Annotated in this window: 16 protein-coding genes; 12 read left to right on the top strand and 4 right to left on the bottom strand. The window is 41.0% G+C overall.

Annotation, left to right across the window (positions count from 1 at the left end):
* Positions 1 to 37: 37 nt before the first annotated feature.
* The 5 genes from MUS1_RS04560 to MUS1_RS04540 all read left to right on the top strand — a co-directional run bounded on the left by MUS1_RS04560 (position 38) and on the right by MUS1_RS04540 (position 5488).
* Entirely contained in the window at positions 38 to 478 is a 441-nt protein-coding gene (locus MUS1_RS04560) for a tripartite tricarboxylate transporter TctB family protein (RefSeq protein ID WP_036159617.1), read from the top strand.
* Between the two features lies 1 nt (position 479).
* The gene (locus MUS1_RS04555) at positions 480 to 2003 is read left to right on the top strand and encodes a tripartite tricarboxylate transporter permease (RefSeq protein ID WP_036159615.1); all 1524 of its coding nucleotides are present in this window, start codon (positions 480 to 482) and stop codon (positions 2001 to 2003) included.
* Positions 2004 to 2179: 176 nt separating this feature from the next.
* A complete protein-coding gene (locus tag MUS1_RS04550) occupies positions 2180 to 2851 on the top strand; it encodes a response regulator transcription factor (RefSeq protein ID WP_036159613.1) in 672 nt (223 codons plus the stop codon).
* Positions 2826 to 4352: a sensor histidine kinase gene (locus tag MUS1_RS04545; protein ID WP_036159612.1), complete on the top strand. Its 1527-nt coding sequence runs from the start codon at positions 2826 to 2828 to the stop codon at positions 4350 to 4352. The genes MUS1_RS04550 and MUS1_RS04545 overlap by 26 nt, the downstream gene beginning before the upstream one ends.
* Positions 4349 to 5488: an ABC transporter substrate-binding protein gene (locus MUS1_RS04540; protein WP_245595745.1), complete on the top strand. Its 1140-nt coding sequence runs from the start codon at positions 4349 to 4351 to the stop codon at positions 5486 to 5488. The genes MUS1_RS04545 and MUS1_RS04540 overlap by 4 nt, the downstream gene beginning before the upstream one ends.
* 150 nt (positions 5489 to 5638) lie before the next feature.
* On the opposite strand, the gene MUS1_RS04535 is transcribed toward MUS1_RS04540, so the two are convergent.
* Positions 5639 to 6283 (bottom strand): DsbA family oxidoreductase, encoded by a 645-nt coding sequence (locus MUS1_RS04535; protein ID WP_036159610.1) that lies wholly within the window; start codon positions 6281 to 6283, stop codon positions 5639 to 5641.
* A 581-nt stretch (positions 6284 to 6864) separates the two neighbouring features.
* Positions 6865 to 7053, bottom strand: coding sequence for a hypothetical protein (locus MUS1_RS16220; RefSeq protein ID WP_245595744.1), 189 nt, complete (start codon positions 7051 to 7053; stop codon positions 6865 to 6867).
* Positions 7054 to 7398: 345 nt separating this feature from the next.
* Between MUS1_RS16220 and aldA the strand changes: the two genes are divergently transcribed.
* The gene (gene aldA / locus MUS1_RS04525; protein ID WP_036159608.1) at positions 7399 to 8838 is read left to right on the top strand and encodes an aldehyde dehydrogenase; all 1440 of its coding nucleotides are present in this window, start codon (positions 7399 to 7401) and stop codon (positions 8836 to 8838) included.
* A gap of 788 nt (positions 8839 to 9626) precedes the next feature.
* Positions 9627 to 10508 (top strand): NAD(P)-dependent oxidoreductase, encoded by an 882-nt coding sequence (locus MUS1_RS04520; protein WP_036159606.1) that lies wholly within the window; start codon positions 9627 to 9629, stop codon positions 10506 to 10508.
* A 124-nt stretch (positions 10509 to 10632) separates the two neighbouring features.
* Here MUS1_RS04520 and MUS1_RS04515 read toward each other — a convergent pair whose 3' ends face one another.
* A complete protein-coding gene (locus MUS1_RS04515; RefSeq protein ID WP_036159604.1) occupies positions 10633 to 12108 on the bottom strand; it encodes a RimK family protein in 1476 nt (491 codons plus the stop codon).
* Between the two features lie 293 nt (positions 12109 to 12401).
* On the opposite strand from MUS1_RS04515, the gene MUS1_RS04510 reads away from it, so the two are divergent.
* The 4 genes from MUS1_RS04510 (at position 12402) to MUS1_RS04495 (ending at position 16302) form a co-directional block, all read left to right on the top strand.
* Positions 12402 to 13586: a GNAT family N-acetyltransferase/peptidase C39 family protein gene (locus MUS1_RS04510; protein WP_211236427.1), complete on the top strand. Its 1185-nt coding sequence runs from the start codon at positions 12402 to 12404 to the stop codon at positions 13584 to 13586.
* A 144-nt stretch (positions 13587 to 13730) separates the two neighbouring features.
* A complete protein-coding gene (locus MUS1_RS04505) occupies positions 13731 to 14669 on the top strand; it encodes an SPFH domain-containing protein (protein ID WP_036159602.1) in 939 nt (312 codons plus the stop codon).
* A 2-nt stretch (positions 14670 to 14671) separates the two neighbouring features.
* Complete coding sequence (locus MUS1_RS04500; protein WP_036159599.1) at positions 14672 to 15130, top strand: NfeD family protein; 459 nt, start codon at positions 14672 to 14674, stop codon at positions 15128 to 15130.
* Between the two features lie 131 nt (positions 15131 to 15261).
* Complete coding sequence (locus MUS1_RS04495) at positions 15262 to 16302, top strand: threonine aldolase family protein (RefSeq protein WP_036159595.1); 1041 nt, start codon at positions 15262 to 15264, stop codon at positions 16300 to 16302.
* A 32-nt stretch (positions 16303 to 16334) separates the two neighbouring features.
* Here MUS1_RS04495 and MUS1_RS04490 read toward each other — a convergent pair whose 3' ends face one another.
* Positions 16335 to 16979, bottom strand: a complete 645-nt coding sequence (locus MUS1_RS04490; RefSeq protein ID WP_245595743.1) for a tRNA-uridine aminocarboxypropyltransferase — start codon at positions 16977 to 16979, stop codon at positions 16335 to 16337.
* Between the two features lie 310 nt (positions 16980 to 17289).
* Here MUS1_RS04490 and MUS1_RS04485 point away from each other — a divergent pair, with 310 nt between their 5' ends.
* Positions 17290 to 18054, top strand: a complete 765-nt coding sequence (locus MUS1_RS04485) for a DUF1499 domain-containing protein (RefSeq protein WP_036159590.1) — start codon at positions 17290 to 17292, stop codon at positions 18052 to 18054.
* The last annotated feature ends 63 nt before the right edge of the window (positions 18055 to 18117 follow it).

The raw sequence follows: 18117 nt of genomic DNA, 5'->3' as shown, positions 1-18117 counted from the left end.
TTTTCATCCCTACGATTTACTTATTTGGAGCAAAGACATGCGTATAAATGATCGTGTGTTTGGCATGCTGATGTTGATTCTTGCCGTTGCATACGGCTGGGAAGCAACCCAGTTCCCCATTCCTTTTGGTGGACACGAAAGTGTTGGACCTGAAACTTTTCCTATCATGCTATCTATCATTTTAGGCATTAGTTCTATTTACATGATTGTTCGCCCTGATCCAGATGAGAAATGGGCGCCAGTGGCGATGCTAATTGAACTTAGTGTTGTCGTTCTTGCCATGCTTGCTTTTGCGTGGGCGATTGAACCAATTGGTTTCATGCCTGCTGCTGCACTGGTTGTGAGTTTCTTAAGTTGGCGTATGGGTGCAAGTATTGCTAAGAGTTTTATCACTGGTGTGACAAGCTCTATCATCATCTTTTTCCTATTCAATAATGTGCTTGAATTAGCACTGCCTCTAGGTCTATTGGAGTTTTAATATGGATACTATGAGCTTATTAATGAACGGTTTTGCCGTTGCATTAACTCCTGAAAGCATTATGTTCGCGGTGATCGGTGCCATTTTGGGTACCTTGATTGGCGCCTTGCCGGGTCTTGGCCCTGCCAATGGTGTGGCTATTTTGATTCCTCTTGCATTCAGCTTGGGTTTATCGCCAACATCGTCATTGATTTTATTAACATCTGTTTACGCAGGTGCCATGTACGGCGGTCGTATTTCTTCTATTCTATTGAATATACCGGGTGATGAGCCTGCCATGATGACCTGTTTAGACGGTTATCCGATGGCACTAAAAGGCAAGGCGGCTGAAGCATTAGCGATTTCCGCAATTGCCTCTTTTATCGGCAGTTTTATTGCGACGATTGGTTTGGTTATTCTGGCGCCGATCTTAGCGAAGTTCGCTTTGAAGTTTGGCCCTGCAGAATACTTCGCCTTGTTCGCCCTTGCTTTCGCAACACTGGGTGGCATTACCGGAAAAAACCAGTTTAAAACATTAATGGCCGCAGCGATTGGTTTGATGATCGCCAGTGTGGGCATTGATATTTCAACCGGTGTGCAACGTTTTACCTTTAACACGCTTGAGTTGTTTGAAGGGGTTGATTTCATTATCGCTATTGTTGGTTTATTCGCCATCAGTGAATTGTTGTTTTTCTTAGAACGTCACGCGGGTGATGGTTTAAAACAAGTAGCAATCAATAAACTAAAACTGTCTCCAAAAGACATTATCAAAGTCCTGCCTGCTTCTTTCCGGGGTGCGGTATTAGGTTTTGTTGCAGGTGTTCTTCCAGGCGCAGGCGCTTCTTTGGGTAGCTTTATCAGTTACACATTGGAAAAACGTGTATCCGACAAAGACGGCACATTTGGTAAAGGTGATGCTCGTGGTGTGGCGGCTCCAGAAGCAGGTAATAATGGCGCGGCATCCGGTGCTTTGGTTCCTATGTTGACTTTGGGTGTACCTGGAAGTGGTACAACGGCTGTATTGTTGGCGATGTTGATCTCTTTGAATATCTCACCTGGTCCTATGTTGTTCCAACAAAATGCTGACCTAGTTTGGGGTGTTATCGCCGCGATGTTTGTTGGTAACCTTGTGTTGTTGCTACTAAATATTCCAATGGTTGGCATCTTTGTTAGATTGCTAAGCATTCCACCTAAATATTTGATGCCAGTTGTCACCTTGATTGCATCGGTTGGTATTTATTCCGTTAGCCACAGTGCTCTGGATTTGTACTTCATGGTGGGGTTTGGGGTATTGGGTTACATCTTCCGTAAAGTTGATATTCCATTAGTTCCTATTATTTTAGGTATGTTGCTTGGGCCTGAGATGGAGAAAAGCCTTCGTCATGCTCTTGTACTTTCCGATGGTGATTGGACGGCACTGTTTAACAGTGGTTTGAGTATGGGACTTTGGACTGTCGCAATTTTAGGTCTTGTATTACCTATCATTGTTGGCCCAATCGTACGTGCGAAAATGTCTAAATCGAAGGCCGCTACGAAAGAAGATTAATACTTTCTAGGTTTATTTGATTATAAATTCGAACCGTTTAGGCGGTTCGAATTTTTTCGTTTATAGTAGAACCAAATAGCTTATTAAAAATAATAATTAATCGAGGTCTTTGCTTAACGCCTTAGTAAATAACGCTGTTGTGTGAAGATTTCTAATCATAATATGGCTGATCTAATATGCGAATTTTGGTAGTAGAAGACACTCAAGTTTTAGGGCAAGCGATCTGTGACCGATTAACAAGTTTAGGGCATGGCGTAGATTTGATCGCAGATGGTAAGCGAGCCGATGAATTACTTAAATATCAACCAGTCGACTTGATTTTATTGGATTTAAATCTGCCCGGTTTATCAGGATTGCAGTTACTGCAAAAGCTTCGTCAGCGTGACGATGACACGCCAGTATTAATCCTAACGGCACGGGATAATATTGAAGACCGCATTCGGCTCCTTGACGCAGGCGCAGACGACTACCTTACCAAACCGTTTGACTTTGGCGAGCTTGAAGCCCGTTGTCGAGCATTATTACGTCGCAAACAAGGCTACGCAGCAAACACCACAGAACATGGCAATATTTTAGTTAATCGAGACAGCCGACAAGTCTTTATTGATGGTGAACTTACTGCTATTACCAATCGAGAGTTCCGCTTGTTAGAAATTTTTCTTGGGCACCTTGGCCGAGTGTTAAGCAAAGACGAAATTACCGATCATTTGTTTAATTTTAACGAGACACCTGGCCCTAACGCGATTGAACTTTATGTGGGGCGATTACGTAAAAAGATGATCCAAGGGGATTTAGTGATCAGTACCTTGAGGGGAATTGGCTATGTGGCAGAAATCACTAAACATTAATGAGGAAGAAGAAAAGAAAGCGTTAAAAAAAGCACCGTCACTGCGCTTTCGTTTTATTTTAACCGGCACATTAGTCATTGGTGTGATTGCGGCCCTTGCTGTGAATTTGATATTTGACTACAGCCAAAAATTGGCGGATTTATCCTATGATAGATTACTGCGCAGTGCCTTGCTGCAAATGGATGAAAATATCGGATTAATTCGAAATGAAGTCAGTATCGATATTCCTTGGTCAGCGTTTGCCACCTTGGCACAAGCTGATGAAGACCGTGTGTTTTACAAGGTAGAAAGTTTAGAAAAGGGTTTTATCACCGGCTATCAAGATTTAAATAGCCTCCCGCCAAAGCCGCCAGTATTGGATCAGGTACAATTCTATAACCAAGAGTATTCAGGTGAGATGGTACGTTTTGCTTGGGTTGAACGTCATCTTACGGATCCTGAAACGGCGCAAACAGTTCGAATTGTACTAGGACAAACACGTCTTTCTCGAGAAGAAATGGCCTCTGCAATTACACAGAAAGCGATCCAATTTGTATTGTTTATTGCCTTAGTTGCCATCACGCTTATCATCATTGGTAGTCATCTTGTGCTTCGTCCATTACATCGGATTGAAGGGGCGTTAGAAGAACGCGCCATGGGCGATTTAACCCCAATTGACATCAACACACCGAAAGAAACGCATCATCTTAAAGTCGCTATTAACCATTTCATGGTGCGACTTCAAAAGAACTTAGAGCAGCTTGAAAATTACACCGCAGATGCTGCACATCAATTACGTACACCGTTAGCAAGTTTGCGCGCTTTGGCAGAAAACGCCCGAGATGATATTTTTGCCGACAAAAACTCTTTAGGTAGCCAGCCTTCAAACAGTCTCCCTTTGAGTAAGGGAGAATCAAAAAGCTCGCCAGAAAAACAGTATCAAGCGTTAGATAATATTATTAAACAATGTGATGGTTTGAGCCAAACCGTCACATTGTTATTGAATCAAGCGGTTGTTTCCCATCGTTTGCAAACTCACCGTTTGGAATCAATCGATTTGCTAGAACCTATTACTGCTTCCTGTAGAGAGCAAGCGCTAACGGCCTTGCATCAAGGCGTTCATCTCTCGTTAGAGTGTGATTTAAAGCAAACTTTGATCTTGGGTGATAGTTTCGCAATTCAACAAATGATGCAAAATCTTATTGAAAACGCCGTCCGTTATAGTGGTGTAGACATTGAACACGCTACTGAAGTGATTGTGCAAGTGAGCGAATTTGAAACGTTTTATCGTATTAAAGTGATCGACTATGGCGGTGGTATTCCTGATGTAGAAAAAGGGCGTGTCTTCGAACGTTTTTACCGAGGCCGTTACGATATCGCAGGAAGTGGTGTAGGACTTGCCATGGTAAAAGATATTATCGACCATCATGGTGCTCGAATTGTCATACTCGACACAGAACCAAAAGGCACCACATTTCAGGTGGATTTTGCCAAATACAAATATAAAGAAGGTTTAGTATGAAGCACTTCACTTTAAAACTGTTTAGTCTAAAGTCACTTAGCTTTAAAACAGGGGCTGTATTGATAGTGCTGATGATGAGTGTATTTTGTACCAAGCTTTGGGCCCAAGAGCCAGTGTGGTTTGGCAATAAAAATGCATCACGGATTTTGTATATTAACTCTGCCTTAGATTTGGCCTCGTTTGAACCTATCTTAAATACCTTTGCCGCACTTCACCCTGATGTTCGAATCGCGTACCGAGATGTTAATACCCTTGATTTGTATTTCCTTACGATTGAGCAACAAGCGGTTGAACAACAAAGTATTGATAAAAAAGCGCATCCAATTGCCAGCTTGACGATCAGCAGTGCAATGGACTTACATCTAAAATTGGTCAATGACGGTTATGCACAAACCTACCAATCTAGTTTTACTGATCGCCTGGCAGACAATTTTAAATGGCGAAATCAATTGTTTGCATTTTCGCTGGAACCCATCGTCATGTTGGTCAATAAACAAGCGTTTCCTGGGAATTTGCCAGAAGACAGGCAGTCTTTATTGCAGACCATACGACAAAACGGCGACGATATAACTAAGCGCATTGGCACCTATGATATTCGCCAAAGTGGTGTGGGTTATTTATTGGCCAGTCAAGATGCTCGCCAAGCTGATGCAACATGGGGACGATTGTTAGAAGCCTTTGGTAGTCATGATGTGCAAACTTATTGTTGTACTCATCAAATTATCGACGACGTTGCCAGCGGAAAACTGGTATTAGGTTACAACTTGCTTGGTTCTTACGCATCACAAAGAGCCCGTGATGATGATAGGCTGAAAATGATCTTGCCGAAAGATTACACCTTGATGTTAATGCGCGCGGCCTTGATCCCGAAAAACGCTCCGAACCCAGAAGATGCTGGTATTTTTATGGATTTTTTGTTGTCTGATACAGCACAAAAAATGATGCAAGATCAGGGGTTATTATTCCCGATCCGACCAGATTTAAATAACCCAAATGATCCTTATGTAGTGGATGCCCCAGGACCAACTGGTGTGATTGAATTGGATCAACAGTTATTAGTGGGACGAGATTATGCAAAGCAAAAACGCTTTATCCATAACTGGGAAATCGCGTTAGAAATTAGTAAGGGAGAATAGGTTAAGGGGCAGTAGCGTAATGGATGGTAGGGCAGTGGTAACTAGGACAGGCATCTTAAAGCTTTTAATTGGCTTGTGGTTGTTTATTTATCAAATAAAAAAGCTGACGTTTTCCAACGTCAGCTTTTTTTGCAAGACAATACGTGTCTCTTAATCTGTTAGCGCCGATTGAAGCAGTTGTTTAAAGGCTTCTACGGGATGCGCACCGGCAATTCCGTTTGAGCGATTAATCACGACGGTTGGCACGGAGGATATGCCCATTTGATGCCATTGTGCTTCTATATCTTGTATGTGTTTGGCTGAGTTTTTGTCTTCTAATCGTGCTGTGGCTTCGTTTATATCTAAACCAACGGTCTCTGCTTCTTTTATCAAGACTTCACGAGCAGAGACGTCTTTGTGTTCGGTGAAGAAGGCGGTGAAAAGGCGTAATTTCATTTCGGTTTGTAAATTACATTCTTTAGCATATTCCAGTAATACATGGGCATCACGTGTATTCACTATTTTCATTTCTTTGAAGTAGTCAAAACTGAAACCGACTTCTTTACCACGAGCGGCCATTTCCATTCTGAACTGCGCGCTGCTTTCTGGTGTTGATCCATATTTACGAGCGGAGTGAGCGCTTAACACTTCCCCTTCAGAATGCATGTCTGGGTTAAGCTCGAACGGCTGCCATTCAATTTCTACTTGGTCTTGGATGCCAAGCTCTTCAATGGCTTTTTCTAAATTTCGGTAACCTATGATGCACCAAGGGCAAACCACATCGGACACAATGTCTATTCTTATTTTATCTACCATAAAACCCTCTATTGAATAGGTTGCACGTTTTCTGTGCCTGTTAATGCTTCGTTAAAAATTATTTACTTACCGTTAATATAAGCGTTATTAATGGACACAACTTAGTAAACACCATGAATAATTGGTTAGTAGAGGTTTGTACTATCTTAACAAATTTACTCAAAGAAGCTCATGAAACTCCCATTTAAGTTGTTTTTTTCATGCATATACTTTATGAAAAATAACCCAATTCATCTGCGATTATTTGTACTGGTTTTTTTCTCACTAAACATTTGTAATGCTAAAATAAGATGCAATTGGCGTTTCCAATGACCAAACGTTGTACCGATATTTTTTTAACCAATCGCGTAAAAGTTCTTTCACTCATCGAGTAGCTCATTGTGAAATGGTTTGTCGATCATTCGGACGGGCTAATAAGTGATGAGCAAGCTGATTTAATCTCTCATCACATACAATGACAGGGAGATGATTAGAGCCGCTATTATGTTTTCTACTCATTGGACTTATATGGTCTTATTTTGCTTATACCGCAATGGATGATGCAATTATTGAAGAGGTTGAAAGCGAAGAAGGTGTTGCTATCACTGTGTAACCGCCTTGGCCACAACGTTTTGAGTTTGAGTAGACAGGTTGCGTACGACTTCAGCGGTATGAGCTTTCAAATAGCTAATAGGTTTGATTTGACCTAATAATTTCATAAATACATTGTTTAATTCTTTTTCGTCATTGTTGAACTGTATCTTTAGCCGTCCAGCAAGGTTATCGCTCAAGCATCTTGCCATAAATTAAGACTGCTTGTTATCAAGTTGATGTAGGTCAGCACGCTTGTGAGTAGAAAAGATTATTATTTTTAACATCACTTATTGAGATCTTTTACACGTCAACGGTGCTTGTTAATACTTTGGTGAAAATAGACTCGAAATGCTCATAGATACTCCGTAAATTCTGCTTTTTTGCCTATTTTGTCTTGTTTAGCTTTGCTTGTTATATAGTGTTAAAGTTTATTAATTAAGCAAGAAAGTTTTATATCTGATAAAAATCCTGCTTAATTTTTTCTAAACTTCTAAGTGTCGTAATCGTATAAACCCTATTAAAAATCAAAAAAAGGTGAAGAGATGAAAAAAAATAATGTTCCTACTCATCAAAATTTTATTAATGGTGAGTTTTGTCATACTGATGTTCATATCGAAGTGAGAAACCCTTCTACAGAGGCCTTGATATCCTATTCGCCTTCGTCTTCACAAAGTGATGTTGATAGTGCTGTCGATGCAGCCCGTAAGGCACAGTTATCATGGTCTCGTAAACCCGCTATAGAGCGAGCTGGTTATTTAAAAGAAATAGCGGCTAAAATTCGCGAGCATGTACCTCGTTTAGCAAAAGTGATTTCTGAAGAGCAAGGTAAAGTGCTTCCTCTTGCAGAAGTCGAGGTGAATTTCACCGCAGATTATTTAGACTACATGGCTGAATGGGCGAGACGTATTGAAGGTGAAGTTATCACCAGCGATAGAGAGAACGAAAATATATTTTTGTTACGTAAACCCGTTGGTGTTGTTGCTGGTATTTTACCGTGGAATTTTCCATTCTTTTTGATTGCACGAAAAATGGCGCCAGCGTTAGTAACAGGTAATACTATTGTTATTAAGCCGAGTGAAGAAACCCCGAATAATTGTCATGAATTTACTAAGCTTTTAGCGGAAACATCTCTGCCTAAAGGTGTGTTTAATCTTGTTTGTGGTACTGGACAAGTTGGGGCACAGCTGAGTGAGTCGCCTAATGTCGATATGATTAGTTTTACCGGAAGTGTCTCAACAGGTGAAAAAATCATGGCGGCAGCGGCTAAGAATATCACTAAGGTGAATCTAGAACTTGGCGGTAAAGCGCCTGCCATCGTGTTAGATGACGCTGATTTAGACTTAGCCGTAAAAGCGATTTGTGATTCTCGAGTGATTAACTCAGGTCAGGTCTGTAACTGTACAGAACGCGTATATGTTCAAAGTGGCATAGCAGATGAGTTTATTAAACGCATGACTGAACAAATGGAGCAGGTGACCTATGGTGATCCACTACAGACAAAAGATGTTGTGATGGGGCCTATCATTAATGAAACCAGCCTGAAAAAAATAGCGCAAAGTGTTGAAACAGCCATTAAACAGGGTGCTAAATTAGAGTGTGGCGGTAAAGTTGCTGAGCTTGGTAAAGGGCATTTCTTCCAGCCTACTGTTTTGAGTCATTGTGATATGTCGATGACTATAATGCGTAAAGAAACCTTTGGTCCGGTTTTGCCTATCCAAGTGGTTGAAAGCCTTGATGAAGCTATAACCCATGCCAATGATTGTGAATATGGTCTAACGTCTTCAATTTATACTCGTGATTTATCCAAAGCCATGCAAGCAATGCGAGAGCTAAACTTTGGTGAGACTTATATAAACCGCGAGAATTTTGAGGCGATGCAAGGTTTCCACGCTGGTGTTAAAAAATCAGGTATTGGTGGTGCAGATGGTAAGCATGGTCTGTATGAATACACCAGTACGCATGTCGTCTACATTCAGTCGTAATGACTAAATGTTAAGCTAACTAGCTTGTGACTATTAAAACTCATCCTCGTTAATAAAAGTTAACGAGGATTTTTTGATTTACCCCATGACATTTCAAAAAACGTCATCCCTTCAATGACAGTGTTTTCACATTTGTTCTTATCAGGTGTGGTCTAAGGCTGTAGTCTATTTTGTACAATTTCTATCGCCATAGTAGTTATTACTGTAATTACAGACTGTCTCTGCAGTAATTTTTTCTCTATGGACTTTTTTTAGTGCATACTTTTTTTGTAGTTTTTGAATTATTTTCTTCATGGTGTTATACCTGTTTATTGTGTGATGGGTTTACATTAGAGCAACAAATATAAAATGTTAAATCGATTAAAAATAACAATTCTATAGTTTTTACTATTTATTGTGTTTTATCTTTTATCTTTTATCTTTTATCTTTTATCTTTTATCTTTTATCTTTTATCTTTTATCTTTTAATAAAGTACCCGTTTAAGTCTCTAACTCCTTGTAGATTCATTGCTTTTTTATCATACAAAACCTTTTTATATTCCTTGTTTTAACACCATTCCATTGCTCTAAATAAAGCATCATTTCCTAGATACACCTATCATATTGCTTTGTACTGACAATTTATTGTTTTCAATCCTTATTTCTTGCTATTTTTGTGCTTTTTTAAAAATTATCTTTTAGTAAGTAATATGTGGGCTTTATATTTTTAAATTGTAATACAATAAGATTTAGGTTAATTTATCGCACCATTAACTTACACACACAATAAATTTAGCTAGGAGTTAGTTATGACAAAGCCAGTTATCGGTTTTATCGGTCTAGGCCTTATGGGCGGCAACATGGTTGAAAACCTACAGACGCGTGGTTTTCAAGTAAATGTAATGGATCTTAATAAAGATGCTGTTGCGGCAGTTCTTGCTCGTGGTAATGCTACTGAAGCCGCTACAGGTAAAGAGCTAGCTGAAAAAAGCGACATCGTAATGCTTGCTCTTACTACTTCAAATGTTGTTGAAGCTGTTGTTTACGGTGACAACGGTGTTATGGCTGGTATGAAAGAAGGTTCTGTTTTAATCGACTTCGGTACTTCTATCCCAGCTTCTACTCGCAAAATTGGTGCTGATCTTGCTGCTAAAGGTGTTGGCATGATCGACGCGCCTTTGGGTCGTACTCCTGCTCATGCTAAAGATGGTTTGTTAAACATTATGGCGGCTGGTGATCTTGAGACGTTTAACAAAGTTAAGCCAGTACTAGACGAGCAAGGCGAGAACGTTTTCCACCTTGGCGCGTTGGGTGCAGGTCACACGACTAAATTGATCAACAACTTCATGGGGATGACGACGGTTACTGCAATGTCACAAGCATTTGCTGTTGCTAAAGCTGCTGGTGTTGATGGCCAACAATTGTTCGACATCATGTCTGCTGGTCCATCTAACTCACCATTCATGCAGTTCACTAAAGCTTACGCTGTAGATGGCGAAGAGAAATTAGGTTTCTCTATTGCGAATGCAAACAAAGATTTAGGTTACTTCCTAGAAATGGTTAAAGACTTAGGCACTGAATCTTTAATCGCTGAAGGTACTTCTAAAGGTCTACAAGCTGCAGTTGATGCAGGTTTAGGTCAGCACGATGTACCAGTTGTTTTCGATTACTTCACTAAATTAGAGAAGTAATTCGAACCTGTAATTGATGATTCGATCGGTTCATAGGAACCTTAATTACAGTAAAAAAGGCGGCTCATTTTTGATGATCCGCCTTTTTTGTTTTTGATTTTGTTTCTTTCAAAAGACTAAGACGTTAGCTTAGTGTGTCGCTGCGTTTCAGCTGCATGCGACGTAAGAATTCCGACATGATGTGCATGTAGAGCTCGTCGCCTAGGTATTTGTCTTCTACGCCTCGGTCAATACTTGGGTTGTCGTTTACTTCGATAACGTAACCACGGCCATTAATTTCTTTTACATCAACGCCATATAAACCATCGCCAATCGGTTTGGTTGCAGCAATCGCGGCTTGTAAGACGCGCCTTGGCACTTCAAAGGTGGGTAATGTATCAAAACCACCACTTTGGCTTTTGGTTTCACTGTGTTGGTAAATCTGCCAGTGATTTTTCACCATGTAATAACGACAAGCAAAGATGGGTTTGTTGTTTAACACGCCAATACGCCAGTCGAATTCGGTGTAAAGGTATTCTTGTACCAATAACAAAGACGATTTTTTGAATAGCGTGTTTAGACTCTCTGTCAGCGCCGCGCGGTTTTCCGCTTTGATCACACCTTTTGAAAACGCGCCGTCAGGTATTTTTACTACCATTGGGTAGTTGATGACGGCTTCTAATGCTTTTTCTACGTCTTTTTCACCCTTGTGTACGATGCGTGTTTTTGGACATGGTACTTTATGGGTATTAAATAGATCCGCCAAGTACACCTTATTGGTACAGCGCATGATAGATTGCGGGTCGTCCATGACGACCAAACCTGCGGCTTCGGCTTTTTTCGCGAAGCGGTAAGTGTGGTGGTCTATGTTGGTGGTTTCACGAATGAAAAGGCCATCGTATTCTGGCAAGCGCATGATGTCTTTTGGTCCAATCATGTCGACTTGGATGCCAAGTTGTTTGCCTGCCTGTACGAATTTTTTCAACGCTTGTGCGTCACTTGGCGGCATTGCTTCGTCTGGGTTTACCAGCATCGCCAAGTCAAATTTCGCGGTACGCAAGGCACGGCTTTTGTTCCATACCTTAGTGCTGAAGGCTTCTAATGATTCTGCGAATAAGGTTTCTTCTTCGTCGTTTAAATTCTTGTGAGAAGTGATTTGCAAATCACTCACTTGCCAGGTTTTACGGAATTTTAATTTCACTTCTAACACTGGACAGGCGAAGGCTTCGAACATTTTACGTGCGAATTCTTTCATCTCTGGTTGCGTACTTTTGCCAAATACACAGTGGAAGCTCAGTTCGGTTGGCGTTTCTGGTGTGCCCAATTTTTGCGCAAGCGCAGGCAATAATTGCGCGACTTGCATTTCGTACAGTGTTTTTTTGCTGATGTCGTTTAAGGCACGAACAGAAGGCATAACGTGATGACCACGGCTTTCTGCCAACAGAGAGCAGTAATATCCATCAGACAGATATTTGCTGCTTTTACATAGGTTGATAATGCGTGTTCGTCCTTGGCTTTTGGTCGCCAAGTTTAAGTATTGGGTAAAGGTGATCACTCGATCACTGGGTAAAAACGCTGACCAATCTTTGGCCTGATCAACAACAATGTACGTCTGTGACATTGGCTTTGCTTTTCCTTCTCAATAGAATCTATTTGATTTGCTTGTGTTGCCTTGTTGAAGGGCGTTTCAGCCGTTTTTATGTGCTTTTAATTTGAGCGGATATTGCGCTTGTTTCTCTCTTTTAACAATCGTTTTTATCGTAAAAATAAATATTTTTTTGATTAAATATTAAGCTATCTTTTTATGAAGTTTGGTCCTAAAATGCGCGAAAATTTCTATCGTTCTTTTCCGACTTATTCCATGTTTTAACGGAACGATTCTAGCGACTCTTTGCCCTTTTCTGAGGCGATCTAATGACAACAAGCAACACGGCCGTAAGCAATACAATAACTGGCAATTCAGTTTCTAATTCCATGACTTCGAACTTAGAGATTCGCTCTGCGACAATAGAGGATGTAAACGCTCTGTTGGCGTTGGAAGAAAGTGCATTTTCTGGTGACCGTTTGAGTCGTCGTAGTTTTCGTCGGGCGATTAGCAGCGCAGGGTCGTCTTTGTTGGTGGCGGCTGGAGAAGGCCAGAGTTTGCTTGGTTACGCTTTACTGCATCTTAGGCAAGGTACAAGGTTGGCGCGTTTGTATTCTCTTGCTGTATCGCCTCAGGCGCGTGGTTTAGGGATTGGTAAAGCCTTGATTCAAGCGTGCGAACAAAAAGCCATTAAAAAAGGTAAAAACTTACTACGTTTAGAAGTCAGTGACGTAAACAAAAACGCCATCACTCTGTATCGCACAATGGGATACCGCGAGTTTGGTCATTATGACGCGTATTACGAAGACCAAACAGACGCGATCCGTATGCAAAAGCCGTTGCGCCATGTGAGTAGCGAGCAAACGGCTCGACCTTTGCCTTGGTTGGCACAAGGGACGCCTTTTACCTGTGGGCCTGCGTCACTGCAAATGGTGTTGTCGGCGCTGCATCCGGAGTATCAAGCCACACCCAATGATGAGTTGGAGATTTGGCGCGAAGCCACAACGATTTTTATGACATCAGGCCATGGTGGTTGTCATCCAATGGGATTGGCTTTGGCGGCACAAAAACGTGGTTTATCCGCACAAGTCTGGTTAAGTGAAGAAGGGCCTTTGTTTGTGAATAGTGTGCGCGATGATTTGAAAAAAGAAGTAATCACACGAGTGCATGACAGTTTTACTGAGCAATGCGAAACATCAAAGGTTCCTGTTCATTATTCTGTAATGCCATTAGAGCAATTGATTGGCGCTTTTTATTCTGGATCGTTGGCGATTATTTTGATCAGTACGTTTCGTATGGATGATAAAAAAGCGCCTCACTGGGTAGTGATGTCAGGCTACGATGAGCATTGTATTTTGGTACATGATCCAGACTATGAAGCTAAAGATAACACGCAAAACCCTTTGGATTGTCAGTATGTTCCAATCGCCCGGGATGAGTTTGAGAAAATGTCTCGTTTTGGTCAAAGTCGTTTACAGGCGACTCTTGTATTAAATGCTATTGATAATCGCTAAATTATCTTTTTTTATGGGTGACTTTTGATGTTAAAAAGTGCCTACTGGGGAGCGATTTATGAATCGTTTTTTCTTGTGTTCTTGGATGTTTTTTTCACAAGATACAAGTTTGATATTGTCTTACAATGAATAAAGGTTAGGTTTATGGAAGAAATACTTCACTATTTGTTAAGCATCCAAACATTAGTTTTAGTGTTGGTTGTGTTAGCACTAAAAAATTCGATCAAGTTTGTGCCGCAAAATCAGGCGTATGTGGTTGAGCGTTTTGGTAAGTACCAATCAACGAAAGAAGCGGGACTGAATTTCATCTTCCCTTTTATCGACCGTATTTCTGCAAATCGTTCTCTAAAAGAACAGGCTGTTGATGTGCCTGAACAAAGTGCTATCACCAAAGATAATATTTCTTTGCATGTTGATGGCGTATTGTATTTTCGCGTACTTGATCCATACAAAGCGACATATGGCGTAGATAATTATGTTTTTGCTGTGACTCAGTTAGCCCAAACAACAATGCGTTCTGAATTGGGTAAAATGGAGTTGGATAAAACATTCGAAGAACGTGATCTTTTGAATACCAATATCGTTGCAGCGATCAATGAGGCGGCTGGTCCTTGGGGTATTCAGGTTTTACGTTACGAAATTAAAGACATCATTCCACCGCAATCTGTTATGGAGGCGATGGAAGCTCAAATGAAAGCGGAACGTGTGAAACGTGCGCAGATTTTGGAATCAGAAGGTGATCGCCAAGCAGCGATTAACCGTGCTGAAGGTCAAAAAGCCTCTGTTGTTTTGGCAGCGGAAGCTGACAAAGAAGAACAAGTATTGAGAGCCGAAGGTGAAGCGAAGGCGATTGTTGCCGTTGCTACCGCTCAAGCAGAGTCATTGCGTCAAGTCGGTGAAGCAGCAGCGACAGAGGAAGGCCAAAAAGCCATTCAGCTGGATTTGGCGACGAAAGCCATTGAAGCGAAACATGCGATTGCGAAAGAATCTTCTGTTGTCTTGTTACCTGATGGTGGTACAGATGCCGCTTCTGTTGTTGCTCAGGCAATGACAATTATTCAGAAAATGTCAAAAGGGAGCTAGCCATGGATTTATTAACCAATAACCTAGCGGAAAGTTTGTTTATTATTGGTTTGATCTTGCTGGTTGTCGAAGTCGTTGTGTTGGGCTTTGCGACCTTTGTACTGTTTTTTGTTGGTGTCGCCGCGATTACAACAAGTATCTTGTTGTATGCCGGGCTGTTACCAGACAGTGTACTGGGTGCGTCTTTGTGTACCGGTGTGTTTACGCTTGTTGCTGCTGGGTTGCTTTGGCAGCCATTGAAGCGCATGCAATCGGATGTGAGTCCTAAAAAAGCACAAGGTGATTTGGTCGGCCATCAATTTATGTTACAAGAGTCTGTTTCGCCTACAGCACCAGTGACTTATCATTATTCTGGTGTGAACTGGAAGTTGATTTGTACTGCGCCAATTGAAGCGGGCACTCGTGTTGAAGTGATTGATGCCGAAGTCGGTGCCTTTCATGTAAAAACTGTCGAATCTTAGTCTTTCTTATTGAAATACAAAGTTATGATTGAAAAAACGCCAAGTGGGAGCTGTCCTGTTTGGCGTTTTTTTGTTACTACTAATAAATAGTTTTAGACAATGATGAATAACAAATAGACGGAGACAAATGAATGAAGGTTACTTTTGCCAGTGATAATACAGCGGGCGCGTCAGAGTCTGTTTTTCAAGCAATGATGGACGCGGCGCAAGGCGACGCAATGCCTTATGGAAACGATGAGGTAACTGCGGAAGTTACAGAAATGTTGTCTGCTTTGTTTGAGTGTGATCTTGATGTTTTTATGGTGTCGACAGGAACCGCTGCAAATGTGTTGAGCCTTGGTGCTATGACGCCAAGTTGGGGCAGTGTGTTGTGTCATTCAGAAAGTCATATTTTAAATGACGAATGTTCTGCGCCTGAGTTTTATACAGGTGGGGCGCGATTGATTGGAATCGATGGCCAAGACGCAAAAATCGACCCAATTAAATTGAAAGCACTGACTTATCACAAAATAGGTGATGTGCATTCTTGCCAACCTTCTGCGGTGAGTCTTTCTCAAGTGACAGAAGTCGGTAGTGTTTATAGTTTAGAAGAGCTACGCGCTATTACCGATATCGCAAAAGAAGCGGGTTTACCGGTTCATATGGATGGTGCTCGTTTCGCTAATGCTTTGGTTGCCTTAGGTTGTACTCCTGCAGAAATGACCTGGAAAGCAGGTATCGATATTTTGTCATTTGGGGCAACGAAAAACGGTACGATGGCGGCGGAAGCCATTGTTGTATTCAATAAGAGTTTGTCGAAGGATTTGGCGTTTCGTCGTAAGCGTGGCGGTCATTTGCATTCAAAAATGCGTTTGTTGTCTTCTCAAATGAAAGCGTACCTGACGGATGACTTATGGCGTAAAAATGCCGAGCAAGCAAACAGCATGATGGCGTTGTTGCAAGATGGTTTGGCTACCATTCCTGGTGTAAAAATTAATACACCGGCTCAAGCGAATATGGTATTTTGCACCTTTCCAAAAGGCATGACAGAACATTTAACGGAGCAAGATTTTACCTTTTACGGTGGTCGCTGGGGAGAAGGTGTGGTGCGTTTAGTGACATCATTTAGAACGCCAAAAGAAGGCGTTGAAGCCTTTATCCATTCAGCAAAAGCCTTCGTAGAAAAAACTTAATCACGAATTTTAGTCTGTCTTATTTTACAAATTTAATCGGTTTTGCTGCCTCGTTTTCGACTCGCGAGGCAGTGCTCATTAAAAGCCTGATAATAATTGAATAGCTTTTGGCTTGCGATGTTATGACCTAATGAATCAAGTAGCATTGCAGTCACTTCTGCAGTTGCAAACTGCATTTTATGATGAGAATGGCGAACCAAAAATGAACGCTGTGCCTCACTGTTTATTTCAAAATGAGGTATGTCTTTCAGCCATTCACTTTGATGAAACATCTTGCTTGCCTGTTTCCATGTTCCGTCCAAAATAATAAAGGTATGTTTTTTATTATTGCCGTAGACGTCAGCAAACTCTGTTCGTGGTTGCCTATTTTGTGCTTGGGCGGTTTCTGTATGAGGAAATAATAGGGTGCAAGTTCCCTGCTGGCTTTTGAGATGATCGAGCAGGTCTTGTTGTGGCTCTGTTCTGCTCCAAAGATAAGCTTGAGTATCGTCAGGAAAGAGATCCGCAATGAGTCGGCCGCTATTGGTTGGCTTGTGTATTTCATTTCGATGGAAAAGCAAAATGAAATTAATCGGAGAATCATTGCTTTCCCTTAGATGACAAAAACACGCAAACTCCGCCATCAAACAATGTGAGCATCGAATGGCATTGGAACCTCTTGCGATAAACGGCCTCATAGATTGCAATTTGCATTGCTCGCGGAGAGTATCTACGCAATGTTTTCTCGATGTCAGTTTCATAGCTTCTGTGTTCTATTTTTTGAATGTAATTATTATCCTGCTTTGCGTTATGAAATAACATCTTAATAATGGCTAAATATTTAGAATCATTAACTCTTTATGCGTTCTATCTTGAATGTATTGCGGATTGATTTGGGGTAAATATGCAAATATAAAGGAATGAGTTGAAATCGGCTTATTGTTTCTGTTCGTTGCCATCTAGTCACGATATTGTGTCTTTTATTCTTTTTTGTACTATGAGTTGTCTATGAGTCGTTATATCTCTCCAGTGTTATACGTTCTCCTTATGTTAGTAGGGTGCGTAGCTTTTATCTCTATTGCTGGTGTTCGAGTTGGTATTTTTGAGCCTTTAACAGGTTTCTCTATATTACGAAAAAGTGTCTTTGCTTCTTTGATTTTGTCTGTTCTTGCTATTTTATCTTTAGGTATTTGTCGTAAAGAGCGAAATATTGCGAGTCAGCGTTTCTTTATTTTGGTTTTAACTGTTTCTGTTGTTTACAGTTCGATGTGGATTGCTTTTTATATTCAAAAAGCAGGATTGCCTAGAATTAATGATGTGACAACCGACACAGAAATGCCGCCAGCGTTTTTAAATGTAAACTTTATTCGTATGTATAATGAAAATGACCTTGCTTATGATTATGATAATGCTCCTATTCAGCATGAGCATTATCAAGATATTAAGCCTATTTTCACTAAGTTGAAGAAAGACGATGTATATAAAACTGTTAGCGCATTGGTTGAGCAGCGCGGATGGGAGGTTGTTGCTAAATACTCTCAAGCGGGTCTTTTAGAAGCTACCGCTAGAACGCCTATTTTTGGCTTCCGTGACGATGTTATTATTCGAGTCATGAAGGTGGATGAGGATACTGTTCGAATAGATATGCGCTCTTGTTCAAGGATTGGCAGTGGCGATTATGGTTTGAATGCTGAACGCGTTGAAGCTTTTATGACAGATTTATCTAAGTCGTTGGTTCGCTCTACCATGCCTAAGGTTAATTCTGCTCGTTAATATTCTCTTTAGTATTTAAAAATGCTCGCCATTGAAAACGCTCGTCTTTCGAAAAAAGACAGG

Origin of the sequence: Marinomonas ushuaiensis DSM 15871, from assembly GCF_000521805.1 — a bacterium.
Taxonomy (GTDB): Bacteria; Pseudomonadota; Gammaproteobacteria; order Pseudomonadales; family Marinomonadaceae; genus Marinomonas; species Marinomonas ushuaiensis.
Note: the sequence above shows the minus strand (reverse complement) of the source record. Positions and strands in the feature narration are given on the sequence as shown.